The sequence below is a fragment of the Cyclobacterium xiamenense genome (genome assembly GCF_900109255.1).
GTDB classification, from domain to species: Bacteria; Bacteroidota; Bacteroidia; order Cytophagales; family Cyclobacteriaceae; genus Cyclobacterium; species Cyclobacterium xiamenense.
This window is the reverse complement of sequence record NZ_FNZH01000003.1, coordinates 587,184-613,584: the sequence shown is the minus strand read 5'-3', so window position 1 is coordinate 613,584 and position 26,401 is coordinate 587,184. Positions and strand designations below refer to the sequence as shown.

The following is a 26,401-nucleotide window of genomic DNA, read 5'->3' as shown; positions in this document are numbered from 1 at the left end:
TTAATCAAAGAACAAGTTTATGAGTACACATATCCAAACTGCCGGGGATGCCTACGATGTAGTGATCGTGGGATCGGGAGCAGGAGGTGGCATGGCGTCAAAAATCCTGGCCGAAGCCGGGTTAAAAGTAGCAGTAGTCGAGGCAGGTGCAGATTTTGACCCGGCCAAAGAGGAACACCGGACACAGCTTCGTCCTCCTTGGGAATCCCCACGCAGGGGTGCCGGAACCGTTCGGCCCTTTGGCGATTTTGATGCCGCCATTGGTGGCTGGGACATCGAAGGAGAGCCCTACACCCGGGGCGACGACAGTGAGTTTGATTGGTTTCGGTCCCGAATGCTGGGCGGCAGGACCAACCATTGGGGGCGAATTTCCCTTCGTTTTGGTCCCTTGGATTTCAAACGAAAAGACCTGGACGGGATGGGTGATAATTGGCCGATAGGCTACGAAGACGTCGCACCCTACTACGACAAGGTAGATCAGCTGATAGGCGTATTTGGCTCCAAGGAGGGGATTCGCAACGAGCCGGACGGTTTTTTCCTTCCCCCACCGAAGCCGCGTTTGCACGAATTGCATATCAAAAAAGGAGCCGATAAGGTTGGGATTCCCGTGATTCCATCCAGGCTATCCATCTTGACCCGACCTGTAACTAACGACCGGGGCACCTGCTTTTTCTGTAGCCAATGCAACCGGGCCTGTCAGGTGTATGCAGATTTCTCTTCCGGTACCTGTCTGGTAAAACCTGCCATGAAAAAAGGGCAAGTGGATCTGTTTACCATGGCCATGGTGCGCAAAGTGGTTACCAATGATCGGGGCGAAGCCACCGGCGTACGGTACATCAGCAAGCTGGACATGCAGGAATATACCCTCAATGCCCGGGTGGTGGTGCTCGGTGCCTCTGCCTGCGAATCCGCCCGAATCATGCTCAATTCCAAATCCCAGACCCATCCCAATGGATTGGGAAACAGCTCGGGACAAGTCGGGCACTACCTGCACGATTCTACCGGGGCCGACCGCATGGGCATTCTGCCAGACATGATGGACCGGGAGCGGTACAACGAGGACGGAGTAGGCGGCATGCACGTTTACACACCCTGGTGGCTCAACGAAAAAAACCTGGATTTTGCCCGAGGCTACCACATTGAGTACTGGGGTGGGATGGGTATGCCTTCCTACGGCTTTGGCGGTGGGATGGATACCATGCGCAAGTATGTGAAAGACGAATTTGGCAACCCGAGTCCGAATGGTGGATACGGTGAGGGCTTGAAAAAAGACATTCGCCGATTTTATGGCAGCACCGTGGGCATGTCGGGAAGAGGCGAAAGCATCCCGCAGTACAGCAACTACTGTGAAATCGACAACCAGGTGGTCGACAAGTACGGGATCCCTGTTTTAAAATTTCACTACAAGTGGACCGATCAGGAGCTCAAGCAAGCCAGGCACATGCACGATACCTTTGAGGAAATACTGGGCAGCATGGGGGCCATTATTCTGGGATCCAAGCCGGGAGCCGAGCAACAGTACGGTTTGCACAAGCCCGGGAGGATCATTCACGAAGTGGGAACCACCCGTATGGGTGACAACCCGGAGACTTCCGTACTCAATAAGTTCTCCCAGGCGCACGATTGCAAAAATCTATTTGTGGTCGATGGCGGACCATTTGTCTCACAAGCCGATAAAAACCCCACCTGGACCATACTGGCACTTTCCTGGAGAACCTCCGAATACATCATCGATCAATTAGCAAAGCAAAACATCTAAGCCATGAACAGAAGAGAAAATTTAAAGCTGTTATTCACGGGGTCCCTGGCTTCGGGCTTCCTTTTTACGGGCTGTGGTCCAGAGGCACCCGAATCCACGGAAATTCCACACAATCCTACTATCGGTGAATTTGGAAGTTATGGCCGTACCCCAGAGGAAATTCTTCACAACGAAACCCTCAAGTCTCAAACTTTTTTTACCGAAGAAGAACGAAAAAAACTGGATATACTGGTAGACATCATTATTCCCGCAGACGATACTTCGGGCAGTGCTACGCAGGCCGGTGTCCCGGATTTCATTGAGTTCATGATGAAAGACATCCCTACGTACCAAACCCCCATGCGGGGAGGGCTGTTGTGGCTGGATCACCTTTCCGACGAAATGTTTGGTGCAAAATTTCTCGAAATCAGCGAAGCACAACGCATTCAGGTCATTGACGAGATTGCTTGGCCAGACAAAGCCAAACCTGAAAACGAAGGTGGCGTTCGGTTTTTCAACATGCTCCGCAACCTGACTGCGACCGGTTTCTTTACCAGCGAAGAGGGGTTTAAAGACCTGGGCTACGTAGGAAACCGTCCCAATGCCTGGGATGGAGTACCGGAAGCCGTTTTAGCCAAGCACGGTCTCCAAAACGATCCCAAGTACAAGGACGTTTACCTGGATATCTCCACCCGAGGCACCATTGCCCAATGGGACGATGAGGGCAACCTGATCGGGTAAGACCCGAAGGCCTTTTCTTCTTTTCATCCAAGCGCCGGAAGTAGGGGATTGCCTTGCTTCCGGCCCTATTCTATCCACCAACAGGAACCCATGATGCCGATGAAGCCTTTTTTTTACTTACCCATGCTTGCAGCCTTTTTGCTCGTCTTTGCTGCGAAGGGGCAACACGTACCCTTATTTAACGGAAAAGACCTGAGTGGCTGGCATGCCGATGTCCCCGAAAAAGATAAGAATCCGGACCTGGGACCTTCTTTTTTGGTTCGAGACGGCATGCTCGTGAGCCTGGGAACCCCTCAGGGGCATCTGATCAGTGATGCGATCCATGAAAACTACCGTATTACCGCCGAGTACCGTTTCCCGGGAGAGACGGGCAATTGCGGCATATTGGTCCACGCCTCTACACCCCGATCGCTATACGGGATGTTTCCCAAATCCATCGAAGTCCAAATGATGCACGAAAATGCTGGCGATTTCTGGTGCATCGTGGAAGACATTGAGGTGGACAACATGGTAGCGCGAAGGGGACCGAAAAAAGATTGGGGCATTACTGAGGGAAAAAACCGACGCATTCTAAACCTAACCGACGGCTCGGAAAACCCTCCGGGGGCCTGGAATGAAATGGTCATCGAATGCTTTGAAGATCGGGTGCGCGTATGGGTAAACGGCGCCCTCGTCAACGACGGCTACAATGCTACCGCCAGCAGCGGGCAAATTGCGGTACAGGCAGAGGGAGCCGAAGTCGAATTTCGGAAATTAATCCTTGAAAAAATTACCGGTCTTTCCGAATGAACCGGCCGGACTCAGCCGTAGAAGTCCGACAGGCGTGCAAGTCCTTTTCGGTCCAGCAGCAGAATTTTCTTCCCCTGAAGATCGATCAAACCATCTTTTTTAAACTCTGACAGCAGGCGAATCACTGTTTCGGTAGCGGTACCCACAATCCCGGCAATTTCCTCCCGCGTCAGGGTGATATCCAATCGTTGCTTGTTGCCCCCGTCTACGCCGTAACTATCACCCAATTTTAACAGAGCCAGGGCCAGGCGTTCCCGAATGGATTTCTGGGTAGCATCGGTCAACTTGCTTTCCATGACGCCCATGTCGTGGCAGAGGGCTTGGGTTAGGCGGCGGTGGAAGTTGTTATCCTCGCCCAAAACCTTCAGAAAAACCTCCTTCGGGACAAAGCAAATCTTGGCGTCCTCCACAATCGTAGCGGTCGTAGAATACGCCTCCTCGCCTATAAGGGAGGTATACCCCACAAAATCACCTTTTTTCGCCAGACGAATGATTTGTTCTTTTCCATTGGAGGCAGTCTTAAAAATCTTTACCACCCCGCTATTGACACAAAAAACTCCCAACGGTTTGGTATTCTCGTAATACAGTATCTGACCTTTTTTGTGAGAAATGAAGTTCTTGCTATCGGAAACGGTGCATAGGTGGGCTTCTCCCAAATCCGAAAACATGGAAAACTTTCTACTCAAACACAATTCACAGGGGGTGTTTTTTACCGGATTGTTCATGTTGCGTTGTCAAATTCACTGGAAATCTATACCCTAAATTTACTAATTTACATGACTAAAGTCACTGAACTTTCACTATTTCTGTAATTTAGTTTGGAAAGCTAACTTGAAAAATCGGGAAAATGCTGAATCTGCCTGTACTTTCCCGTTCCGGCGTCTCGTTGCATGCAGATGTGTGTGTTTCCATTGCTGACCCCTAAAAAGGCCGCCTGAATTTTTTGATTGTACACACTGACCTGTTCCACCACTTTTTGGGTAAGGGGGATTCCCGGAGCCTTGCATTCAATCAATAAAAAAGCTGCACCGGTCCGGTCCCTGACGAGAATATCAAACCGCTTTTGTAGGACGTGGTATCGAAGCCCTCGTTCCAGAGAAATCAAACTTTTCGGGTAGTCCAAATACGCCGTCAAGTAGTGGACCAGATGAACCCGAACCCATTCTTCCGGGGTAAGCACCAGGTACTTCCTTCTCAGGGGATCAAAAATCGACACATTCCCATTTTCTTCCTCCCGGAACCGAACATCAAAAGCAGGTAGGTTTAACTTTTGTTCGCGCCAATGCTGCAGCTTGTCGACCATGATGCAAAGTTGCGGGAAAAAAACCATCCGACCAATACCTTTTTAAAAATGTGTCCTAAAAACTCAGGTAAGGCGCAATGCGGTCCACCCATTCTTCAGTGAATATCTTGATTTGAAGTAGGTCTGCAGCACGCGTATAGGGCCCGTGTTGCTTCCGGTACGCGACAATTACCTTGGCCTCTCCAAAACCGATATAGGGATGGTTTGCCAGCTCCCCGACCTCCAGTTCATTGATCGCAATGGTTCGGTCTATTCTGGCCTGAAAAGGGAATACTGCATAAATTTTGTCCGCCAGCTCCCCGTCTATACCGTACACTTCCAGCAATTGTGCCGGCGAATGAAATCCTCCAAGTTTTTCACGAAAGGCCTCAATACGAGCCGAAAGGACCGGCCCCACGCCCGATACCATCTGCAGTTCTACCGAACCAGCCTCCGGAAACAGCACCGTGTTTAAACCTGGCGCTTGGGGTCGACTAAGTCCGCCCGCCTTTCTTTCGGAACCCCGCTTGCCCTTTTCCTCCTGAAACGAGGCGGTGCGCTGTGCGGTATCAGAATTCACCGGTAACTGCAAGGATATCTCGGGGAGTGCATCTGCCGCCTCAAGGTACCGCCGGTATTTCTTTTGTTCTACGGATCGCAAATAACCCGAAATCAGGTTGGGAACCGCGTGCAGAACCAACAGCAGGGGAATAACGAAGACGAATCCCCTGGACTCTTTTCGGGTAAAACCCAGGTAACCCTTGAGAAAATAAAACAACTTATCCGCCATCGGTTTTATCTATTGCCTTCATAAATTAATAATATTGGAATTATATTCCAAAAATTCGCATTATTGCATGTTGAGAAGTGGATGGGAAAATTATTTAGAAGGATTATAAATTAATTTCCAGTGACTGAATTAATTCCTTTCGTCCGTTTTCTGTAATAAATTTGTAGCCGAAAGTATCGTGTCCATGCAATCAAAGTTTAAAGCTTTAAGTCTCTCTTACAAAAACGCCCCTGTAGAAATCAGGGAACTGGTTTCGTTGGATGAGGGTGCTGTGCGTTCGCTGCTTGGAAAATTAAAGGAATTTTTTAGCCTTACGGATACCTTGATTCTTTCGACCTGTAACCGCACGGAAATCTATTACAGCCATGAATTGGATCTTTCAACCGAGATCATCAAGCTGGTAGGTTTGGAAAAAGGGCTGGTTGATACGATTTCCTATCTGGAATACTTTGATTTGTTTCCTAACGATAAAGATGCCATCGAGCATCTATTTCGGGTGGCCATGGGCCTGGAAGCACAGGTAATCGGGGACATGCAAATAGCCAATCAGGTGAAAAGAGCCTATCAGGCAGCCGCAGATATGGAGATGGCTGGTCCGTTTCTTCACCGGTTGATGCACACCATCTTTTTCACCAATAAGAAGGTGGTACAGGAAACGGCGTTCCGGGATGGAGCCGCATCGGTCTCCTACGCCGCCGTAGAACTGATAGAAGAATTGACTTCCAATACCCACCAACCCCGGGTATTGTTGATCGGATTGGGTGAAATCGGAGAGGACGTCGCCAAAAATTTGGCCTACCTGAAAGATGCCCGCATCGTGATTTCGAACCGGACGTATACCAAAGCAGAGGTACTCGCTGCTGAATACGGCTTTGAAGCCATCCCATTTGAAGATTGCTTCGAGGCCATGAAATATTCGGACGTGATCATTTCCTCTGTCATGAAATCTCAACCTTTTATCACAAAGGGTTTGGTAAGCAATTTTGAAATAAAAAGCTACAAACTATTTGTGGACCTGTCTGTACCCAGGAGCATTGACACTGCTCTTGAAGACATTCCGGGTGTGTTGTTGTACAATGTGGATAACATTCGAAGCAAAGCCAGTGAGACGCTAAGCAAACGCACCGCGGCCATTCCATTGGTAGAGGCAATTATTGAAGAGAGTATCCGTGAATTTTACGATTGGAAAAAAGAAATGATGGTATCCCCTACCATCAACAAACTGAAAAACAGTTTGGAACAAATACGCAAGGAAGAATTGGAACGGTATCTAAAAAACACCTCCGACAACCAGTTCGAAATCATCGATAAAATCACCAAGAGCATGATGCAGAAAATCCTAAAGGTACCGGTGGTACAATTGCGGGCTGCCTGCAAGCGGGATCAGGCAGAGGAAATGATTGATATAATCAACGACCTTTTCGACCTGGAAAAGCAAGAGGAGAAAAAGCAGGAATAACCGCCTGCTCCCATTATGGGGACTAGAGCGCGTTTCCTTTTGTCTTCGTTTGTTGCGTCCGTTTTTTTTATTGAAAATACGCCGGTTTATTTTTACTTTCACGTCAAACGAAGTCCGTATGCAAAAAAACTACCCAATTGGTATTCTATTTTTCGCTCTCCTGTGGTCGGCAGTACTTCCCAAAACTCAGGCGCAAACCTGGGAAGTCTTTGATAGCAATTTTAACCTGGAAAAAAAGATTGCTTCCGGCAATATTTTCCTCCTTGGAAACTCCTTACGGATTAACGTTTGGGAGGATGATTTGTCTTTTCTGGACCCCGAATACAATTCCTTTGCCCGGATAGACAGCGCACGCCTGTACCAGTACATGGAGCCCTGGATTGTGATCAAAAACGGAAAAAATTACGGGGCCTTCCATGAATATGGAGAACAGGTGCTGGAAAGCACATACGACGAAATCACCACCTTTTACACCCATCTTCTGGCAAGAAAGGGGACGGACTATTTCGTGTATGACCGGGGTCAGCGAACTACTCGGGCGATTGGTTCTTTCGCCGAAGCGCGAATTGCGAGAAACGGGCAGGTAATTGCCCGGCATTCGGACGGATCCTTTGCACTGCCCTTATCACAAGAGCCCGATCGGCGGTTTGTTTCCCTTACGGACCCAGCCCCGGATGTGATCCTGGCCCAGGAAGCATCGGGTTACGGTTTAATCAACCGAGAAGGCTCATACATACTGGAACCCATTATTGACGAAATGAGCCACCTGGAAGAAAACCATTTCTTTGCCAAAAATGACCGGGAGTACTTGTTGATCAATGCCCTTTCCACAGACGCCGATATCCGGTACAACAGTTTTCACCAAATAAGTATAGAAAAGGGGGTATTGGTGGAATACATCCATGGAAAACTCCGGCGAATCATGAAAAAGGACGGAATCCTGCTAGACATTGTGGGCATGGATTCGGTGCGAAAAATTGATGACTATTACAACGTTCATTTCCGGGACGCTTCCACCGGTCTGCTTAATCCGGAGGGCAAATGGGAAGTGCGGCCCACGGCCGCAGCCAGCCAGCTGCTACCTGGAAATGAAGGCTTGTATGGTGCCAGGATGGGCGGAAGCTATGGGTACGTAGACGCTACGGGAAACACCGCAATCAAGGCCCAATACGACCGGGTACTTCCTTTTTCGGAAGGCCTGGCCGCCGTGCAGGTGGGCAGCAAATGGGGCTATATCGATGCTGCAAACGAGCTGTCCGTTCCCTATGATTTCGATGCTGCCGGTCCCTTTTCGCAGGGAGTTGCAATCGTACGGGAAGGGGAGCAACGGCAGCTCATTGGCCGAAATGGGGAAAAACTAGGAGAGGCCTGTGACCGCATCAGTCGGACGCAAGACGGGTATTACCTGCTGGAAAAAAACGGGCTTTTCGGCCTGGCCAAACCCAATGGCCATCTGATCTGCAGCCCGCAATTTGACGAAATCCGCAGGGAAGGTCCAAACCAAATTCTGGTTCGCAAGGAAGGCAGCTACGGCATCATGCAGGAAAATGGGGATTTTGTGCTACCGCTGTATTACAGCCGGATACTATTTGACGAGGAAAATCAGAAAATCCTGGCGAAAAGTGAGGCAAACGAGACGGCTCTCGAAAAGGAGACTGCTGGAAAAAAGGCAAAGAAAAAGAGGAAAACAACGGGAGCCTAAGGCCCCCGTTTGGTTACATTATTTTTTGTCGCTCCCTTTCGATCCTCCAGATTTACTTTCATCCGAATTGGCGATGGAGTCCCGCATGCTGGTGTCGGATTTTACGTTCTCCATTTTGTAATAATCCATGATTCCCAAATTTCCGGAACGGAAAGCTTCTGAAATCGCCTTTGGGATTTCTGCTTCCGCTTCGGTGACCTTGGCTTTCATTTCTACATTCTTGGCTTTCATCTCCTGCTCCAAGGCTACAGCCATGGCTCGTCTTTCTTCGGCCCGCGCCTCGGCTACTTTCAAATCCGCAGTGGCCTGATCTATCTGCAATTTGGCACCGATATTGGATCCAACGTCGATATCTGCAATATCTATCGAAAGAATCTCAAAGGCCGTTCCCGCATCCAAACCCCGCTCCAAAACCAGTTTGGAGATTTTATCCGGATTTTCAAGCACGCTTTTGTGATTTTTGGCAGAACCAATGGAGGTAACGATCCCCTCTCCTACCCGGGCAAGGATGGTTTCTTCCCCGGCCCCACCCACGAGTTGGGCAATATTGGCACGAACGGTCACCCTGGCTTTGGCAATAAGTTGAATGCCATCCGCAGCCACTGCGGCCACGCTGGGGGTATTGATCACCTTGGGATTGACCGAGATCTGCACGGCTTCGAATACATCCCTTCCGGCCAGATCAATTGCCGTAGCTTGCTTGAAGGAAAGGGTGATGTTTGCCTTATCAGCGGAAATCAGTGCCCGAATCACATTGGGCACGTTTCCTCCCGCCAGGTAGTGGGTTTCCAGGTCGTTGGTGGTCAGGTTTAGCCCGGCCTTGGTGGCCGTGATAAGGGAATTAACGATCACTCCGGGAGGCACCTTCCGGATCCGCATCCCCACCAACTCCAATAAGCCAACTTTTACATTGGAAAAGATGGCGGTAATCCAAAGATTGACCGGTACAAAATACAAGAAGACAAAGAGGAGAATCAGGCCGGCAAACGCCGCGATCAAAATAAAGGCCGAATTAGAAATGTCCATGATTTACGGTTTTATGATAAGTGTATTGTTAGCAATTTTCAGTACGGTCACCTTGGTTCCGGCGGCAATAAATCCGCCCTCGGATTTGGCTTCGTACATTTTTTCTCCAATTTCTACTTTTCCATAGGGTTTGCAATCCGAAATGGTGCGGCCGATCTGACCGATTTCCAGTCCGGCAAGCCGATCGTCGTAGGTGCGGTTTTGCAGCGTATCTTTCAAGGCAAACTGCTTCCATACCCCGGACTTAAACCCGTAGACGAGAAATCCCAGATTTACCAGAAGGCTTAATGCAAGAACCGTGTACCCAACCCCGGTAGAAAAACTGAGAAACGCATAATAGACCCCGGCTCCGGTGAATAAGAGTCCCAGCCCTCCTACCAGGGTGGTTCCGGGGACAAACACCACTTCCAGCAGTACCAGAAGTGCCCCAAACAGAATAAGGCTTCCTACGATTAACCAGGCCATGTATTGGAATTATTAGTATCAAGCCCCGACAACGCCGGACTTTTGTAAATTTACAAGAAATCGGAACAATAGAAAGCCCAAAGCCGAATTCATCTGTATTAGCAGCGATACTATTTTCTACCACCTCCTCAATAAGCCCGGGCAAAGAGCACCCGCCCTACGGAAGGTTTACCGGTCAGGATGCAGCTGCCTTCCTCGGCTTGCTGATCCAACGGAATGCAGCGGATGGTGGCTTTTGTTTGCTCCTTGATGCGTTCTTCGGTTTCCGCGGTGCCATCCCAGTGGGCAGCAATAAATCCTCCTTTTTGTTCCAGCACCTCCACAAAATCCTCCCAGGTGTCTACTGTGGTGGTTTTCTCCTGCGTAAAGGCCGATGCCTTGCGGTAGATGGATTCCTGTATATCCGCCAATGTTTCCTTTATTGTTGCCGCAAGGTGTTCGTCCAGGTCCACCACGGACTTGCTAAGCGTATCGCGGCGGGCCATTTCGACGGTGTTGTTGGCCAAATCCCGGGGACCGATACCCAAGCGCAAGGGCACGCCTTTGAGTTCGTACTCCGCAAATTTCCAGCCCGGCTTGTGGGTATCCCGATCGTCAAATTTTACCGAAATCCCGAGGTCTTCCAGGGATTCCATGATTTCGTTGGCTTTGGCACGAATGGCCTCCAACTCGTCTTCCCGCTTGAATATGGGAATAATTACCACCTGAATCGGCGCCAATTTTGGTGGGAGTACCAATCCCTGATCGTCGGAATGGGCCATGATCAACGCACCCATTAGCCGGGTACTTACGCCCCAGGATGTTCCCCAGACGTATTCCAGCCCTCCTTCCCGGGTGGCAAACTTCACGTCAAAGGCCTTGGCGAAATTTTGCCCCAGGAAATGAGAGGTACCAGCCTGCAAGGCCTTCCCGTCCTGCATCATCGCCTCAATACAATAGGTGGATTCTGCACCGGCAAATTTTTCGCTTTCGGACTTTTTACCTTTAATTACCGGCAAGGCCATGAAATTTTCCGCAAAGGTAGCGTAGACATTCATCATGCGGATAGTCTCCTCTTCGGCTTCTTTTTTGGTTTCGTGCGCCGTATGCCCCTCCTGCCAGAGAAATTCCGAAGTCCGCAAAAAAAGGCGGGTCCGCATCTCCCAGCGCACCACATTTGCCCATTGGTTGATTAGCAGCGGAAGGTCTCGGTAGGACTGTATCCAGTTTTTATAGGTGCTCCAAATCACGGTTTCCGAAGTGGGCCGGACGATCAACTCCTCTTCCAGCGCTGCCTCGGGGTCTACGATGACTCCCTTTCCCGAGGGATCCGCCTTTAGGCGGTAATGCGTAACCACCGCGCACTCTTTGGCAAAGCCTTCCACGTGACTGGCTTCCCGGGATAAATAAGACTTGGGGATGAACAATGGAAAGTAGGCATTGGAGTGCCCCGTCTTTTTAAACATCCGGTCCAATTCGGCCTGCATTTTTTCCCATATGCTGAATCCATAGGGTTTGATCACCATACAGCCCCTCACCGCACTATTTTCCGCGAGATCCGCCCTTTTCACCAATTCATTGTACCAGAGGGAATAATCCTCGCTTCGTTTCGGTAATCCTTTGCTCATTAGTATTTCTTTGTTGTAATAAAAAAACTCGCTATATTTCGATTCTTGATTTCAGGCAAATATAATTTAAAAAATGATAACCCTCCTGCTATGTTCCCGTATATAGTAGGGAGTAATAAACTGAAAACCCCATGATTCATTTCAATCCAATTCGGACCGTAGGTGCATTGGCGATTTTGGGCCTCGCTTCTTGTAGCACGAGCTACACGGCAAGCAGAGGCGGCGAAGAAATCGACAACTTGTATTTTATGGCTTCAGATGCGCGCATCGCCACTGAATTCGCCGTGAAAAACAACAACCCTGATAATTTCAAGGAAATAGAAGACATTCGTTCGTTTGACCGGGAAGCAGATAATTTCTCTGCCAAAAACGTCAATCCCGAATACATTGCCAAATACCAACGCTCAACCGCCCCGGCGGAAGAGGAAGGAACCGTCTATTTTGACGACTCTCAAGCCAACGGAGACCTTCCGCAGGGCCAACCGAATATTAACGCATACGATAATTATCGGGGAACCAACGGAAACAACGCCGGCGTCACCAATAATTTCTTCATGAGTCCCATGATGGGAATGGGAATGTTCCCGATGATGGGAATGGGCGGTTTTTACGATCCCTTCTGGGGACCAGGCTTTGGAGGAATGGGCTTCTACGATCCCTTCTGGGGACCAGGGTTTGGTTTCCGACCCGGATTTAATCTCAGCATCGGTATGGGATTTGGTATGGGTGGCTTCGGTTGGGGAAGTCCCTTCATGAGGCCAGGATTTGGGTTCTACGATCCCTTCTGGGGACCAGGTTTTGGATTCAGACCCGGATTTGGCGGATTGTACGGCGGAGGAATGTGGGGAAACAATATCATTGTACTTCCCGGAGGCAATGAAGGTAACCGACGACCAGTGGTGCAAGGTGCGCGACCAGGCCGATCGTCCTCACTGGCAAATTCTGCAAACAGATCTTCCCGAAATATTGCACAGCCGAGTTCATCCAGAGCATCTGCACGTAGGGAAGCGATGAATAGCAGCGCGCTAAACAGGAACCGTACCGCGGCGACCAACAATTCGTTCTCTCGGTCGCAAAATGATTACTACAATGCGGCTTCAGCAGCTCCGGCTCGACGAACCATCAATTCTCCAGCCATGAATCGCGCTGGTAGCACGTCGACTCGAAGCAGTTACAACGCACCAAGGAGTAGCAATTCGTACAACCGTTCCGTATCGCCTTCAAACAGCAATTCGCGAACCTACAATTCTAGAAGTAGTAATCGATCTACTTATTCGACTCCAAGGAGCAATAGCCGTAGTGCTTCTCCTTCGTACAATCGAAGTGGGTCCACTCGGACAACCACACCAAGTTATCAACAACGATCTACCTCTCCAAGCAGAAGCACCTATTCTGCTCCATCCAGATCGTCGTCGTCCTACAGCGCTCCTAGCAGGAGCAGCTACGGAGGAGGCGCATCCAGAGGAGGTAGTGTCGGAGGCAGTAGAAGAGGGAATTAATTCCCTCTTTTTTTTCTCCGTTTCCAACAACTCCTTTTTTTATTCTTTCTCAGGGACGCACAGCCTTTCCTGGACTCACCGATACCCTCATAAAATAAGTTAAACTTCTACTCCGACGGTACGTATATTTCAACTTAATTTCACGATTTCCGTTTCGGATAGTAAGTCTTTCTTATTTCGAAAACCCCTGAAGCGTACGGAAACATTCGTTGTAACACGTAGAACGCTTCATCAAAACTAGTTTAGTTGACATGAAAGGATTAAAATTTATCGTTACCATAGCGGTCCTGCTGATCTTTCATTTTCAGCAGCTGAAGGCACAGAGCGGCTATGTGGAAGACGCGCTGAGGTTTAGCCAGTATGGACAGACGGGTTCCGCCCGTATCACCGCTTTGGGAGGAACACAAACGTCACTCGGTGGAGATATCAGCAATGTACATGGAAATCCTGCGGGACTGGGTTTTTTCCAAAACTCGGAATTCAGTGTTTCTGCTGCCTATGGAGACTGGACCTCGGATACCTTTTTGAGAAATCAATTGCGAGGCTACAATACGACCAACTTCTCCCTGCCCAATATAGGTGCAGTGATCAGCCGGGCAAAGGGGCCGCTGGAAATTGGTGACTGGCGGGGAGGTTCGTTTGGCATCAGCCTAAACCGGCAATCAACGTATAACCAGGATTTCGGATACTTTTCAAACCAGCGGGAGCAAGGTTCCATCCTCGACTACTACGTGGACTTGTACAACGAGCAGGGCGTACCTACAGGTACGGATGCCTTGTTTTTTGATGCCTTTCTGATCAATCCGGTAGATGGTGGTGGTTACGGCTTTGTACCCAATGCCAGCAACGCCCTCGAGAAATCCGAACTGATCGAAAACGCAGGGAACCTGACGCAAATCAGTTTTTCATACGGAGGGAATTACAAAAATAAACTCTTCTTGGGCGCCTCTCTGGGAATCAATAGCATTCTCTACCGCTCCACCAAAACCTACAACGAAGAGTTTTTTGACGACGGTGGGCAACAGACCACCCTCTTCAGCTCCCTGCAAGAAAATCTTTTCCTGGAAGGATCCGGAATCAATCTGGGCGTAGGGGTTATTTACAAGCCAGTAGATCAGCTGAATTTGGGACTAAATTTCAAGTCGCCGACCTGGAACCGGATAAACGAGGAATACGACGCCGACCTGTTTGCCGACTTCTCCCCTCCTTACGAGGATCCCGAATTTGGAACCGTTGCGGAATCGGATGCGGAAACGGATATTTTTATTAGCAGTTACAACTTGCGCACGCCGATGCAACTGGGGGCAGGCCTGACCTACTTCTTTGGAAAAAATGGGTTCATCTCCGGAGATATCAATTACCTGGACTACAGTACCGCGAATTTACGTTCAAACGTATTTAATACGGGACAAGACAACAGCGAAATTCGTCGCATCTATTCCCAGGCCATAAACTACAGCGTTGGAGGCGAATACCGCCTGCAAAAATTTCGCCTCCGGGCAGGCTATGCCTTCTTTGGCGACCCGTTTGGAGAAACCGGGGGACTTGACCGGAGCACCACGCAGATTTCGGGTGGTGTCGGACTGAAACTCCCCTCCTTCAGCGTGGATTTCAGCCTGGTCAATAGTCAATTTAACAGCTTTTACACCTCCTATCCCGGTGCTGATTTGGCCACTACCGAAAACAACCGGATCACCGGCATGCTGACTCTAGGATTTCGCTTTTAATAAGGGCATCCAGGAAGCAATCACAAGCTCAGGGGAGATATCTTCTCCCCTGAGCTTTATTTTTGCCTGTTCGTAAAACGGGCTACGCTCTACGTACATGTTTTTCAGCTTAAGGATGATTTCAGAGGTGTCCATACCAGAAAAAAGGGGCCGGATGTCCAGCGCTGTTTGCGTCAGCCGTTGCAAAATATGATTCAAGGGCACATCCAAAAATACCGACACACCCTTGCTGTTGATCCGCTGCATGTTTTCGTTGTAACAAGGAGCCCCACCGCCGGTAGCCAAAACAAAGGCTTCCCCACCAGCGAGCCGCTCGCTGAGCACGGACGATTCTAGCTTTCGGAAATACCCCTCCCCTTTTTCCGCAAAGATGCGGGCTATCTTCTTTCCTTCTTTCTCCTCAATCAAGTCATCCAGGTCGTAAAAGGGGAAATTGAGCTTTCCTGCCAACACACGGCCCAGCGTAGATTTACCGCTTCCCGGCATGCCCACCAAAACGATCTTTTTTGGATCTATCATGGCGCAAAGTAGGCTTTGGCCGTTTCCGGGTCCGGCGTATTCCGGAAATGGAACTTGCCTAGCACCCTTCCCTCTTCCAGGAATACGATTCCTGGATTGGATCGGATAATGGTCTTTACGACGGTAGCGTCGGCCATGTAATAGCCCAATTTCAGCCCGTGGTCGCTCAGGAACGTTTCCATCTCATCCTCCGAGGAGGCCGCTACCAATACCACCTGCACATCTGTCCCTTGAAAAGTATTGATCAGTGCACTGATCTGTTCCATCTGCCCAATAGAAAGGTCAATTTTAGAAATCTGGTGGGAAAGCAGCAGCACTTTCTTGCCAGTAAGCATTTCTTCCGTATGGTCTCCGGCATCGTTCCAAATGGCGAAGTCCGAGATTTTCGGTAGGGCTTCCGGGTTTTTCAACTGCATTTCTACAAATTCGTAGCGCTCATCGTCGGGGTATTGGTCAAAGATCACCGTTTCTCCATCCTTACGCATCAGGTACCGGTATTCCAGATTCGCGGAAGGTTGCATGGCTTCGGGGATCGACACTCCTTCTTTAAAGGCTCGGAAATCAATAAAAGGCAGGTTTCGGATGGCCAGAACGGCAAGCAGCAGGGATACCAGCAAGGATCCGATCGTCATCCACTTGCCCAGCAAAAAACGTCCCTCCGGAAGTCGCTTTCTGAACGCAAGTAACAACAAAATAAGGGCGAGCAGAACCAGATCTTTGTAAAAAGACTCCCAAGGCGTCAACTTGATGGCATCGCCAAAACAGCCGCAATCCGTCACTTTATCAAAATAGGCCGAATAGAACGTCAAAAAAGTAAAGAAGAGGATCATCCCCAGCAGCAGGTAGATGCCGGTCTTAATTTTCCAGCCGGTGAGCACCATCACTCCCAAGGCTACTTCCAGCACCACCAGTAAAACGGCAATCGGCAGAGAAAGTGCTTTTAGGTGCGCAAATAGGGGAGAAATATCGGTGGCAAACACATCGAAATATTCCTGCATCTTAATGGAGGTACCAACGGGGTCATTTACCTTGATGAGTCCCGAAAATACAAAGAGGCCCCCCACCAGAAAACGGGCGGAAGCAAGGAGCAGTTTAACGATCATTCTGATTCAGTTTTATCATACAAAATACCGCATAGTTAAGCATGTCCTGATAATTGGCCGCTACACCTTCGGATACCAGGGTCTTTCCCTGGTGGTCTTCGATTTGCTTGACGCGCAGCAGTTTCATTAGGATGATATCCGTCATGGAAGCTACCCGCATGTTTCGCCAGGCTTCGTCATAATCGTGGTTTTTATTGGCAAGCAATTCCTGTGTAGCACGCACCCATTTGTCGTACAGGGGCTCCAACTCCTTGAAATCGATCTCCATGCGTTTGTCCTGCCTCAATTCCAGCTGAATCAAGGCAATCAGGCAGTAATTGATGATGCCCACAAACTCGTCTTTAATGGAATCGGTGACTTTTTGGGTGCCTTTTTCCTGAATGGAACGAATGCGTTGCGCTTTGATAAAAAGCTGGTCAGTCAGCGAAGGAAGCCGCAAAATCCTCCACGCCGTTCCGTAATCCTGTGTTTTCTTCTTAAAAAGTTCTTTACAAAGGCCAATAACTTCATTATATTCGCTTGCAGTTTGCGTTTCCAAAGCAACGGTGTTTTTATGTTAGAAAATCTACATTCGGGTAGTAAGCTCGAAGATACTTTATTTCCCCCAAAAATAACACTTCGGATAAAAGGAAAGCTCCTTGCCCTGAACAGCCCCTGGATTATGGGAATCATCAACAGCACCCCGGATTCGTTTTTTAAGGGGAGTCGAACCAGCTCCAGAAAAAAGGAAGTACTGGACAAAGCCGAGACTATGGTGATACAGGGTGCCCAAATTTTGGATATCGGCGGCTACAGTTCCCGGCCGGGAGCTGATTTTGTAGCCGAAGAAACCGAACTAAAAAGGGTCATTTCCGTTATCACTGATATAAAGGAACGGTTTCCGGAGACGCTGGTTTCCATCGATACGTTTCGGCACCGGGTAGCCAAAGAAGCTGTTGCGGCCGGGGCGGATATGGTAAATGACATCTCAGGAGGAGCTATGGACAGCTGCATGCACGATACGGTTGGAAAATTGGGAACCCCGTATATCTGCATGCACATGAAAGGAACGCCTCAAACCATGCAGCGACAAACGCAGTACGAGCACCTGGAAAAAGAATTGCTGGATTATTTTTCCCGAAAAATACGGGCCTGTTACGAAGCTGGCATAAAAGATGTTATTGTAGATATAGGATTGGGTTTTTCGAAAAATCTGGAGCAGAATTACCAGTTACTCCGCAATATATCCCTTTTTAAAACCTTACAATTGCCACTTTTGGTAGGCCTGTCACGTAAGTCCATGATTTACAAGGTGCTAAAATGCAGCCCCGAGGAGGCGCTAAACGGAAGCACAGCGCTACACATGGCGGCACTGATGCAGGGTGCAAGCATCCTGCGGGTACACGATGTAAAAGAAGCAAATGAAACACTATTACTCTATAAACAACTGATCGCTTGAACTTACTCTTTAAAATAGGCTTTTTGGACGTTTCCCTGGTCAATCTTATTGACATTACCTTGGTAAGTATACTTATCTACCAAGTGTATAAGTTGATGCGGGGAAGTGTGGCCATAAAGATATTTTTGGGGTTTTTGTCGATCTACCTGATTTACCTGGTCGTCAGCGCGGCGCAAATGGAACTGCTAACCATTATTTTGGGACAGTTTATGGGTGTGGGTGTGCTTGCTGCCATTATCTTGTTTCAACAGGAAATCCGAAAATTTTTGTTAATCGTCGGCAAGTCCTCCATTTTTTCTAACGAAAACCTCTGGCAGGAGATTCTTTTCTGGCGAAAAAAGGAAAGCCAGGCGTTTAACGTGACGCCTATCATCGAGGCCTCCAAAACCCTATCCGGAAGCAGTACCGGGGCCCTGATCGTGCTTTCCAGAAATTCAGAGCTAAAATTCTACGCTGAGAGTGGAGACCTTATCGATGCACTGGTATCCAAGCGCCTACTGGTATCGATTTTCAACAAATACTCTCCCCTGCACGACGGTGGGGTGATCATTTTCAATGGTCGGGTAAAGGCTGCCCGCTGCATACTGCCTGTAACCGAACGGGAAGTACCCGCCCAGTTTGGCCTTCGCCACCGGGCCGCCATCGGTATGTCGGAGGCAACCGACGCACTGATCTTGATCGTATCGGAAGAAACTGGCCAGGTTTCCCTGGCCAAAAATGGGAAAATCTTACACAACCTGTCCTTTCAGGAAGTACGTGAATTGATCAATCGCTACCTTACCGGCGAAGAAATAGAAGAGAAGTTCGAGCCCATCAGCCAAACGGATAAGCCCCGAGATTTTAAAAAGCCCACGGAAGTGTAGCCGGATGCTCAAAGGAAAAAATAGATTCCATTCTTCCCTTTAAAACCGGTCATCAGGTGAAGTTTGTACCTGCTCCTTCCTATTTTCGCTGTTTCCGACCGATGCTGCGCTTTTCAAAGCCATTTGCAATGGCTTACACCGGACGGAAATTAAAGACGTAGCCTTCTTTCATAATTTCTGTAAGAACCGGCATGGCAGATGCCAACGTTGTTGTACCCACTTGGCTATTTTGCAAACTACAGCAAACGCATGCCAAAAAAAAATCGGTGTCTATCGGCGGTAAACCGCGAATCAATTCATTGCAGACGCACAGGTAACCTGTGCCTAAAAAAGCCGTAGCACCTACGTCCGTACACTATCAAAAAAAGAATGCTAGTGGGGAGGAGAACTTCTTTGTTCATTTTTATATTAGTCCTTTCTGCCGCCTACCCGGTATTCATGTAGAAAAGATTCTAACGATCTATGCGACTGTCTTTTGCTAGCATTCTTTTGATTTGCTCATTCGCTAACTGCCAACCAGCGCCCCACTACCAGTCAGTGCGTATAGGCATGTGCAGCGACGTGCACCTACCCACCATGCACGACTCCGAAAAACGAATGACTGCTTTTGTTGATAGCATGGAAATCGCTCAGCCGGATTTCATCATCGAACTGGGCGATTTTCTGATACCTGATGAAAAGTTTACCCCCTTTTACGAGCTGTGGAAACGTTTTCCGGGTCCCAAATACCACGTGATCGGCAATCATGAAATGGACGGAGGAACCTCGCTTCAAGAGGCCCTCGCCTACCGAGGCATGGAGAATTCGTATTATACCTTTGAGCAAAAGGGATTCCTTTTCATTGTACTCGACGGTAACGACAAAAAGTTTCCGGACCAACAGGGATACCGATCCTACATTGGACCCGCCCAGATCCAGTGGCTGCAGAAACAATTGGCCGCCGCCACCATGCCGATCGTCATCTTTTCGCATCAGGGAATCGGATCGGACCCCGGCAACCCCGGTGAGCGGTATTCCATTGAAAACGATGCCGAAGTACGGGCGCTGTTCGACGCACACAACCAAGCGAATCCCAAATCGAAGATCATTGCCTGCTTTAACGGGCACACCCACCACGACCATGTGGAAAACAGGGAAGGTATCTGGTACATTACCATCAATTCCATGTCCTACAAATGGCTGGGAGAGGAATACGCCCACATTCGGTACAGCGAAGCGGTGGACAAAGACTTCCGCTGGATCAAGTATACCGCTCCGTACAAAGACCCGCTTTTTACGGTAGTGGAAATTTCTACCGAGGGGTTCATCAAAATTGCAGGCAGCTATTCCGAATACGTTGGCCCCTCCCCCTGGGAATTGGGCTATCCGGAGCATCTAAAGGAGGTAGTCAAGCCCCAAATCACCGAACGGTACCTGGAATTCGATTTCTAGCAATGGAGGTGCATGGTGGGCCAGGAGCCGGGAAGCGGCACCCAGGGATGGTGTTATTCAGGCAGGTCAGGCCTGCGTTTAATGGCATTGGTAAATCAATAAAAGCAAACTCCGTTGTTTTCCTTAACAACAGCGCTCGGGTTACCAGGAAAAAAAGTGATGCCTCCCGTTTTATCCCGACGTACCTCTATATCAAAGGCATCCGAAGTCTCCAGGTAACCAACCGGCAACTGTTGTTTTCTCCGTTTTCAGATGCGCCTGCTTTTTCTCCCCGAGGGTGAAAACAGAAAAAAGAGCGCTATACCCGCTCATTTTTGCCGAAGTGTTCGAAAGGTCTTGTCGTATAGAGCGATGGCCTCGTTGATGATTCGGGTTGCATCCGCTTTGCCCAAAAAGTCTTCAACCTTCACCTCTTTGTTTTCCAATTTTTTATAATCTTCAAAGAATCGATGGGTTTCCTTCATCAAATGTGGCGGGAGCTCGGAAATATCGTCAATGTAGTTGACCGATTGATCATCAGCAGCGACCGCTATGATCTTGTCATCTGCTTCCCCGCCATCCACCATGCGCATGACACCGATGACCTTCGCCTTGACCAGGGTCATAGACGGAATATCTATTTGAGAAATGATTAAAATATCCAGCGGGTCATGGTCCTCACAAAATGTTTGGGGAATAAAGCCATAGTTGGCAGGATAGTGGACCGCCGAAAAAAGAACCCGGTCCAACAACAACATGCCGGACTCTTTGTCTAGCTCGTATTTGCCTTTGCTTCCTTTGGGAATCTCAATTACGCCCATTACGAATTCCGGAGAATCTGCGCCAATACTTACGTCATGCCAAGGATTAATCATAAAAAAAACATTTTAATTACCATTATTTGCGGTGCAAATTACTTCCAATTTACCTCTCAACAAAGCAATTAGGGAAAATTTTATTTGGCGATCCCGAAAGCTCCTGGGAAAGATCCCATTAAAAATAACAGCCTTTTCCCTTCCGGCCTGGCAGGGCTATCGGTCAAGGGATGTCACCGAACCAAATTGGGGAAGCTACTCCTCAGGAAGTTTCAAGGCTGGGCAAATCTACCCGAATCACGGTGCCTTTGCCTACTTCCGAAGAAAGCTGCACGGTACCCTTTAATTGCTCCACGGATTCTTTCACCATGTACAAACCCAATCCTGACCCAACGTTTCGTTGGGTGGCACGATGAAAAAGATTAAATACATCCGTTTGGTGCTTTTCTTCTATGCCTATGCCATTGTCCGAGACCTCTAGAAAAGCGTTACCTACCCTTACCTTTATCCGGATACAGATCCAGCCGGATCCGCTTTCTTTTTGAAACTTGTAGGCATTACTAAATAGATTGTTGATAATCACGCGAATTTTGGATTCGTCAGAGTAAAACACACCCTCCTGTTCGATTTCAAGTTTTGTATCAAGGCGACTCAAATCCCATTTCAGGTTGTATTCGTCCACCAATTGGCCCATGATGTCTTCAAAATTAATGGGGACGACTTTGTTCTCAATTTTGGTAGACCGGTAAAAGTCCAGCATTTTGTAAATAAAATCGTCCAATTTCAAGGTAGCGGAGTCGATCATTTCAAAATATTCAATGATCCCCGGTTCGAGAACCTCGGTTTTCGCCAGCTTTGAGATTCCGGAGATACTCATAAGTGGCCCTCTCAATTCGTGGGAGAGGCTGTACACAAACTGATTCATTTCCGTGTGCAGTTTCTCCAGTCGTTGGTTTTTCTCCTTTAGCTCCTTTCGTGCATAGTAGATTTCAGACGCATTGATAATGGCATTTTTTATCTGCTCCAGGTTCCAGGGCTTGTCTATAAACCGATACACCTCGCCTCGGTTGATGGCATCAATCACGCTGGCAATGTCGGAATACCCGGTAAGTAATATGCGAATGGGATTGGGATTGACCTCCACAAGTTTTTCAAAAAATTCCACGCCGGTCAGGCCTGGCATCCGCTGATCGGCAATCACCACCTCAAATTCCTTGGTTCTGGCTAGTTCCAGTCCTTCTTCGGCATCCAATGCCGTATAGACGTTAAACTCCCTCCTCAATGCTGCCTTGAATGAACTCAGATTATTATCTTCGTCATCAATGTACAGCACATTGATTTTTTTTGCCATTAGCTGTTAATTTTGATTGATCGGCAGATCAATAATAAAAATAGTTCCTACTTGCTCTTCTGACTCAACTTTAATAGTGCCCTTATGGTTTTCAATAATTGTGTATACGATGGAAAGTCCCAATCCGGTTCCTTTTCCAACTGCTTTTGTAGTAAAGAAAGGTTCGAAAATCTTATTCCGTACATGGGGCGGCATTCCCGGACCATTGTCTTGAATTTTGATGATAACCCGGCCATTTTCCAAAGCAGTACAGATGGTAAGCTCGGGTTCCCTTCCCTCTATTGGGTGGTCCAGCAGCGCATGAATTGCATTGCTGATAATGTTCATAAATACCTGATTGATTTTACCTGCAAGACACTCTACCTGAGGTATGGATCCATAGTTCTTTGTCAGCTTTATTTTCCCCGACATGTTGCTGTTCAACAAGATCAATGTACTATCTAACCCGTCGTGTAAGTCAACCTTTTTCACATCCTGCTCGTCCACCCTGGAAAACAATTTTAGCCCACGGACTATTTCAACGGTCCGTTTGGCGCCGTCTTCCATTCCGTTGAGTAATTGCTCTACTTCTTCGATCAGGTAATCGAGCTCGATGTCCTCTTCCATCTCTTCGATTTCAGACTTACTTTCCTCGTTAAACTCTTCCTTTCCTTTCTCCCGGTAAATCTCCATCAACTCCAAAATATCCTTCAAATCTCGTTTTAGCGGGGAAATATTCGAACTCACAAAATTGATTGGATTATTGATTTCGTGCGCAATCCCCGCAGTTAGCTGACCGAGAGAAGCCATTTTTTCCTGGTTTACCAACTGAGTTTGTGTGTTTTGGAGGTTTTTTAATGTCATTTCCAACTCCTCTGTTCTGGACTTGACCATGTCCTCCAAGTAAAGGTTTTGCTCTTTTATTAGCCGTTCATTTTCCTTGAGTGCCTCCAATTTATCTAATTGCTCGTGTTCCTTTTCCTTTTTTAAGATATTGATCTTATCTGCCAGGGCAAAGGAAAGCAGCAAGGCCTCTATGGCCGTTCCTGCCAAAAGCGGAAAATTTGCATAAGAACCCAGGTCGATGATGCGGAGGTTGTGCATAATAAATACTACCAGGCCAAAAAGCAAAAAACTCCAGGCCAGCAAAAAGAAATAGGCGGATCGGTATCCCTTTCTTGCGGCCACAATACCGATGCTAAAAAAACATACCGCTAGAATCAGTCCATTTAAATTTGTCAGGGAATAGCTCACCGCCACATAGCCCAACATCCTGAACACCAACGTAATAACATATGCCGCGGGGATTAAATACAACAACTTATCGTATTTGGGTACATAGACGTCTGTTTTTAGGAACAGCTGAATAAATGGAATCACAAAAATGCTGGATACGGTAGTAAAACCGATGATACTGATTTCGTAAAGAAATGCGTTCTCGAATAGAAAAAAATACGAGTACCCCGAAAGGGACAGTTGTGCCATGGCAATAAACAGGATATAGAAACAATAGTAGAGATAGACCTTGTCTTTAACCGAAAAATAAAGAATAAGATTGTACAGAAACAAGGCAATCATTATTCCAAAATAGGTACTGATGATGATTAAACGCAGGCTGTAATTTTGAAAAAAAGAGCTCTCCGGTGAAATTGCCACATCAAATTCTACCGGAACATTGGCTCGAATCCGAAAGACAAACTGGGAACTGAGTGCGTCGGTATGCTTGATTTCAAAAAATGGGTTGGGGTTCTTAAGGGGGTTAGAGCCTGAAAACAAAGTTCCGGTGCTTTCCGTAAACGCTAGGTTTCCATTGCTATCTAGCCGCACCAACTCTACCTCTCGAAACGAAGGGTTGCTCAGTTCAACAATGTAGAGGCTATCGCGCAAGACACCCTCCACATCATTTAAATCCAGCTTTAGATATACGTTTTCAGTCACCACGCCGAGATCAAGTTTTTGGGTTGCATTCTGGGTAAACAACCCCATATCGATCGGATCGTAGGGAATAGCCTCCTCCGAAGTAAAATAGGAGAAGCTTTCAAAACGCATGCCCTCATCCTGACTAAAGACCCCCAGGTAATAAATGATCGGCACAGTGACAAAAAGAATCAAAAACAAGGAGAGTCCAATGCTCCTCAGGTAATTGTACAGGTTTTTCATTTATCAGGCTTAGGTATTTGAAGTTCAAACTGCAGTTCCATTTCCCCTTTTGGTCCGCTTTCAATCGTATTGAAGTTTATTTTCTTTCTCAAATCAAAAATATACGATCGCTCGGTATCTTGTGCATGAGAAAGCTCATTGATATCGTTGATTTCCAGCGCAGTGGCAATCAAGCCTTCTTTGGGGTAATAAAAAGAACCATTGTCCCCCAGCATGGAAATGACCTCGTACCCCACGCTTTTGGAAATACTCAAGGTAACCGGTGAACTCAAACCAAATAATTTTTTGAGATTTAACTGGGGTAAAATGGCTATACCCACCCGTACCAGGTAAATGCTACCGATTCCATAACCCGCTACTTCTCGGCTATTCCACAGGCCGCAATATTCTGCCACCTCCAGATCCTTGAAAACCGACAGGTAATCCATGATTTTGGGATCAATTTCTTTGATCGCTAACTCAAATGGCAACGGAAAATTTTCCGTTCGCAACTGGATTCTTCCTCCACCCAAAATCCGTAAATCCTCCATGGACTCAAACAAGATCAAATAGACATGCGGATTCAACGCCCAGGAGCGGTCTGCAGATGTTACCTTGGTAATGCCATAAGATTCTAACACCTTATGGTGACCAAAAATGTATTTTTCGGTGGCTTCAATGTCATCTATAGCCCTGACGATCCTAACTCTAACCTTCATTCAGATTGATTATATGGTCCAAATCAACATAAAACCTTCCCGAGGCCAGCTCTTGCCCAAGAAGCAACATCCTGGCATAATGGCAACAGGCAGCGCCTCCCAAAATAACAGATGAGGCCAGTTGAGGCCAGGAAGTAATGGATTTTCCAAGTTCAGAAAAACTGTACTTTACGCGATCAGATAGGTTTTCAAACTGCAAAAGCGCCATCATTACCTCCTTCCCATTTTCAGGCAATTTTGCCAATAGGCTCTTTTCCTCGCCGAACGCTTCTAACAGCCCGTGAAAAATAGGCCTTTCCGGCTCCCTGTCAAATCGCTCTATGTCCATCATGCCTCGATCGCTGGTATCCATCATCACGGGAATCCGCATGGCCTTGGCTTGAATTCTACTAAGTAATTTAATTGGCAAACTATCACACTCCTCGATTAAAACGTCCAGTTTTTTTCCCTCCCAGGTAAAAAATGTCTCCAGGTTGCTTTCGGTCACTCCCTCATTAAACAAGGTTACCTTCAGGTAGGGATCGATTTCTGCTATTTCACGCGCCACGATCCAGGATTTCTTAATCCCAAGATTAAACAAACCTGTCCGAATGCGGTTCATGTTGCTCAAATCCAGGGTGTCAAAGTCGGCAATCCGAAGTTCGCCAAAACAGCGTTCCATCGCCAGACAAAGTGCAACGCTCTGACCTACAGAAAGCCCAATCACCCCAATTACTTGATTTTGAAGCTTTTCCTGCTCTTCCTGGGTGATTTTGTACCGGTTTCTGACCGTTCGTAACTGCACAAATTCGTTTTCTTCCAGAATCCGAACCAGTGTGTTCCTCCATGGATAATATACCCAGTTACCAGATTCCATCGAACTCTTCCCGGAGGCTGAAAAAAAATCTGCCTTTTTTTCCGACAACTCCTCCAGACTTAAATTTCTTTTCGGATTGCGCGCCTTGATCAACTCTGTCAACTGTAGTTCAAATGTATCAAAAAACATTACTTTACCTGTATCCTTCAATTTTTTTACTACATCTGTATCCTCCTGGTTTCTAGGAGAAAGGATGACAGGTTTCCATGCATGATCTAACTCATTTTTTTTGGCTGAGTTGTCCATAATTTTTATGACTAAAACAGGTGATAATATTGGTAAAGTTATATTTTTGTAATCATAAACAATCAAAAATACAGAATTAATTTATTATATTTTTTTTTGTATTTTTGGTTTAATTCCTTAATTTATAAAATAAACTTT

24 protein-coding genes are annotated in these 26,401 nt (G+C 47.6%); 10 read left to right on the top strand and 14 right to left on the bottom strand.

Annotated features, from left to right (window positions below):
• The first annotated feature begins 19 nt into the window (after positions 1–19).
• The 3 genes from BMW71_RS12170 to BMW71_RS12160 all read left to right on the top strand — a co-directional run bounded on the left by BMW71_RS12170 (position 20) and on the right by BMW71_RS12160 (position 3,268).
• Positions 20–1,759 carry a GMC oxidoreductase gene (locus tag BMW71_RS12170; protein WP_092174159.1) on the top strand — a complete coding sequence of 580 codons (1,740 nt, stop codon included), beginning with the start codon at positions 20–22 and terminating at the stop codon, positions 1,757–1,759.
• Between the two features lie 3 nt (positions 1,760–1,762).
• On the top strand, positions 1,763–2,479 hold the full coding sequence (locus tag BMW71_RS12165) for a gluconate 2-dehydrogenase subunit 3 family protein (protein ID WP_092174156.1): 717 nt from the start codon (positions 1,763–1,765) through the stop codon (positions 2,477–2,479).
• A gap of 99 nt (positions 2,480–2,578) precedes the next feature.
• Positions 2,579–3,268 carry a 3-keto-disaccharide hydrolase gene (locus BMW71_RS12160; RefSeq protein WP_092174881.1) on the top strand — a complete coding sequence of 230 codons (690 nt, stop codon included), beginning with the start codon at positions 2,579–2,581 and terminating at the stop codon, positions 3,266–3,268.
• Between the two features lie 11 nt (positions 3,269–3,279).
• Here BMW71_RS12160 and BMW71_RS12155 read toward each other — a convergent pair whose 3' ends face one another.
• From BMW71_RS12155 to BMW71_RS12145, 3 genes are all read right to left on the bottom strand, one after another.
• Positions 3,280–3,993: a Crp/Fnr family transcriptional regulator gene (locus tag BMW71_RS12155; protein WP_092174153.1), complete on the bottom strand. Its 714-nt coding sequence runs from the start codon at positions 3,991–3,993 to the stop codon at positions 3,280–3,282.
• A 101-nt stretch (positions 3,994–4,094) separates the two neighbouring features.
• Positions 4,095–4,571, bottom strand: coding sequence for a type I restriction enzyme HsdR N-terminal domain-containing protein (locus tag BMW71_RS12150; protein WP_092174878.1), 477 nt, complete (start codon positions 4,569–4,571; stop codon positions 4,095–4,097).
• 55 nt (positions 4,572–4,626) lie between these two features.
• Entirely contained in the window at positions 4,627–5,340 is a 714-nt protein-coding gene (locus BMW71_RS12145; RefSeq protein WP_092174149.1) for a ComEA family DNA-binding protein, read from the bottom strand.
• Between the two features lie 184 nt (positions 5,341–5,524).
• Here BMW71_RS12145 and hemA point away from each other — a divergent pair, with 184 nt between their 5' ends.
• Together hemA and BMW71_RS12135 are read left to right on the top strand one after the other, a co-directional pair.
• On the top strand, positions 5,525–6,799 hold the full coding sequence (hemA, locus tag BMW71_RS12140; protein ID WP_092174146.1) for a glutamyl-tRNA reductase: 1,275 nt from the start codon (positions 5,525–5,527) through the stop codon (positions 6,797–6,799).
• A gap of 118 nt (positions 6,800–6,917) precedes the next feature.
• Positions 6,918–8,501 (top strand): WG repeat-containing protein, encoded by a 1,584-nt coding sequence (locus BMW71_RS12135; protein WP_092174143.1) that lies wholly within the window; start codon positions 6,918–6,920, stop codon positions 8,499–8,501.
• Positions 8,502–8,519: 18 nt separating this feature from the next.
• Here the strand turns inward: BMW71_RS12135 and floA are convergent, their stop codons facing one another.
• The 3 genes from floA to proS all read right to left on the bottom strand — a co-directional run bounded on the left by floA (position 8,520) and on the right by proS (position 11,599).
• Positions 8,520–9,527, bottom strand: coding sequence for a flotillin-like protein FloA (floA, locus tag BMW71_RS12130; protein WP_092174140.1), 1,008 nt, complete (start codon positions 9,525–9,527; stop codon positions 8,520–8,522).
• Positions 9,528–9,530: 3 nt separating this feature from the next.
• Positions 9,531–9,992: an NfeD family protein gene (locus BMW71_RS12125; RefSeq protein ID WP_092174138.1), complete on the bottom strand. Its 462-nt coding sequence runs from the start codon at positions 9,990–9,992 to the stop codon at positions 9,531–9,533.
• A 128-nt stretch (positions 9,993–10,120) separates the two neighbouring features.
• Complete coding sequence (gene proS / locus BMW71_RS12120) at positions 10,121–11,599, bottom strand: proline--tRNA ligase (RefSeq protein WP_092174136.1); 1,479 nt, start codon at positions 11,597–11,599, stop codon at positions 10,121–10,123.
• 131 nt (positions 11,600–11,730) lie between these two features.
• Between proS and BMW71_RS12115 the strand changes: the two genes are divergently transcribed.
• Positions 11,731–13,098 (top strand): hypothetical protein, encoded by a 1,368-nt coding sequence (locus tag BMW71_RS12115; protein WP_092174133.1) that lies wholly within the window; start codon positions 11,731–11,733, stop codon positions 13,096–13,098.
• 251 nt (positions 13,099–13,349) lie between these two features.
• Entirely contained in the window at positions 13,350–14,825 is a 1,476-nt protein-coding gene (locus BMW71_RS12110; protein WP_092174130.1) for an OmpP1/FadL family transporter, read from the top strand.
• Here BMW71_RS12110 and BMW71_RS12105 read toward each other — a convergent pair.
• The 3 genes from BMW71_RS12105 to BMW71_RS12095 are packed head-to-tail and all read right to left on the bottom strand — an operon-like array spanning position 14,808 to position 16,985.
• A complete protein-coding gene (locus BMW71_RS12105; protein ID WP_092174127.1) occupies positions 14,808–15,344 on the bottom strand; it encodes a shikimate kinase in 537 nt (178 codons plus the stop codon). The genes BMW71_RS12110 and BMW71_RS12105 overlap by 18 nt on opposite strands.
• Positions 15,341–16,447 (bottom strand): BT_3928 family protein, encoded by a 1,107-nt coding sequence (locus BMW71_RS12100; RefSeq protein WP_092174124.1) that lies wholly within the window; start codon positions 16,445–16,447, stop codon positions 15,341–15,343. The genes BMW71_RS12105 and BMW71_RS12100 overlap by 4 nt, the downstream gene beginning before the upstream one ends.
• A complete protein-coding gene (locus BMW71_RS12095; protein ID WP_092174121.1) occupies positions 16,437–16,985 on the bottom strand; it encodes a DUF1599 domain-containing protein in 549 nt (182 codons plus the stop codon). The genes BMW71_RS12100 and BMW71_RS12095 overlap by 11 nt, the downstream gene beginning before the upstream one ends.
• A 15-nt stretch (positions 16,986–17,000) precedes the next feature.
• Between BMW71_RS12095 and folP the strand changes: the two genes are divergently transcribed.
• The 3 genes from folP to BMW71_RS12080 all read left to right on the top strand — a co-directional run bounded on the left by folP (position 17,001) and on the right by BMW71_RS12080 (position 20,179).
• Positions 17,001–17,885 carry a dihydropteroate synthase gene (gene folP, locus BMW71_RS12090; RefSeq protein WP_092174118.1) on the top strand — a complete coding sequence of 295 codons (885 nt, stop codon included), beginning with the start codon at positions 17,001–17,003 and terminating at the stop codon, positions 17,883–17,885.
• Positions 17,882–18,748, top strand: a complete 867-nt coding sequence (gene cdaA, locus BMW71_RS12085; protein WP_092174115.1) for a diadenylate cyclase CdaA — start codon at positions 17,882–17,884, stop codon at positions 18,746–18,748. The genes folP and cdaA overlap by 4 nt, the downstream gene beginning before the upstream one ends.
• A 462-nt stretch (positions 18,749–19,210) precedes the next feature.
• The gene (locus BMW71_RS12080) at positions 19,211–20,179 is read left to right on the top strand and encodes a metallophosphoesterase family protein (RefSeq protein ID WP_092174112.1); all 969 of its coding nucleotides are present in this window, start codon (positions 19,211–19,213) and stop codon (positions 20,177–20,179) included.
• Positions 20,180–20,487: 308 nt separating this feature from the next.
• Here the strand turns inward: BMW71_RS12080 and BMW71_RS12070 are convergent, their stop codons facing one another.
• The 5 genes from BMW71_RS12070 to BMW71_RS12050 all read right to left on the bottom strand — a co-directional run bounded on the left by BMW71_RS12070 (position 20,488) and on the right by BMW71_RS12050 (position 26,263).
• Entirely contained in the window at positions 20,488–21,033 is a 546-nt protein-coding gene (locus BMW71_RS12070) for an inorganic diphosphatase (protein WP_092174106.1), read from the bottom strand.
• A 202-nt stretch (positions 21,034–21,235) separates the two neighbouring features.
• Positions 21,236–22,324: a hybrid sensor histidine kinase/response regulator gene (locus BMW71_RS12065; RefSeq protein ID WP_092174103.1), complete on the bottom strand. Its 1,089-nt coding sequence runs from the start codon at positions 22,322–22,324 to the stop codon at positions 21,236–21,238.
• Positions 22,325–22,330: 6 nt separating this feature from the next.
• Positions 22,331–24,463, bottom strand: a complete 2,133-nt coding sequence (locus BMW71_RS12060) for a 7TM diverse intracellular signaling domain-containing protein (protein ID WP_092174101.1) — start codon at positions 24,461–24,463, stop codon at positions 22,331–22,333.
• Positions 24,460–25,161 carry a hypothetical protein gene (locus BMW71_RS12055; protein WP_092174098.1) on the bottom strand — a complete coding sequence of 234 codons (702 nt, stop codon included), beginning with the start codon at positions 25,159–25,161 and terminating at the stop codon, positions 24,460–24,462. Before BMW71_RS12055 ends, BMW71_RS12060 begins: the two co-directional genes overlap by 4 nt.
• Entirely contained in the window at positions 25,151–26,263 is a 1,113-nt protein-coding gene (locus BMW71_RS12050; RefSeq protein ID WP_092174095.1) for a ThiF family adenylyltransferase, read from the bottom strand. The genes BMW71_RS12055 and BMW71_RS12050 overlap by 11 nt, the downstream gene beginning before the upstream one ends.
• Positions 26,264–26,401: the final 138 nt, after the last annotated feature.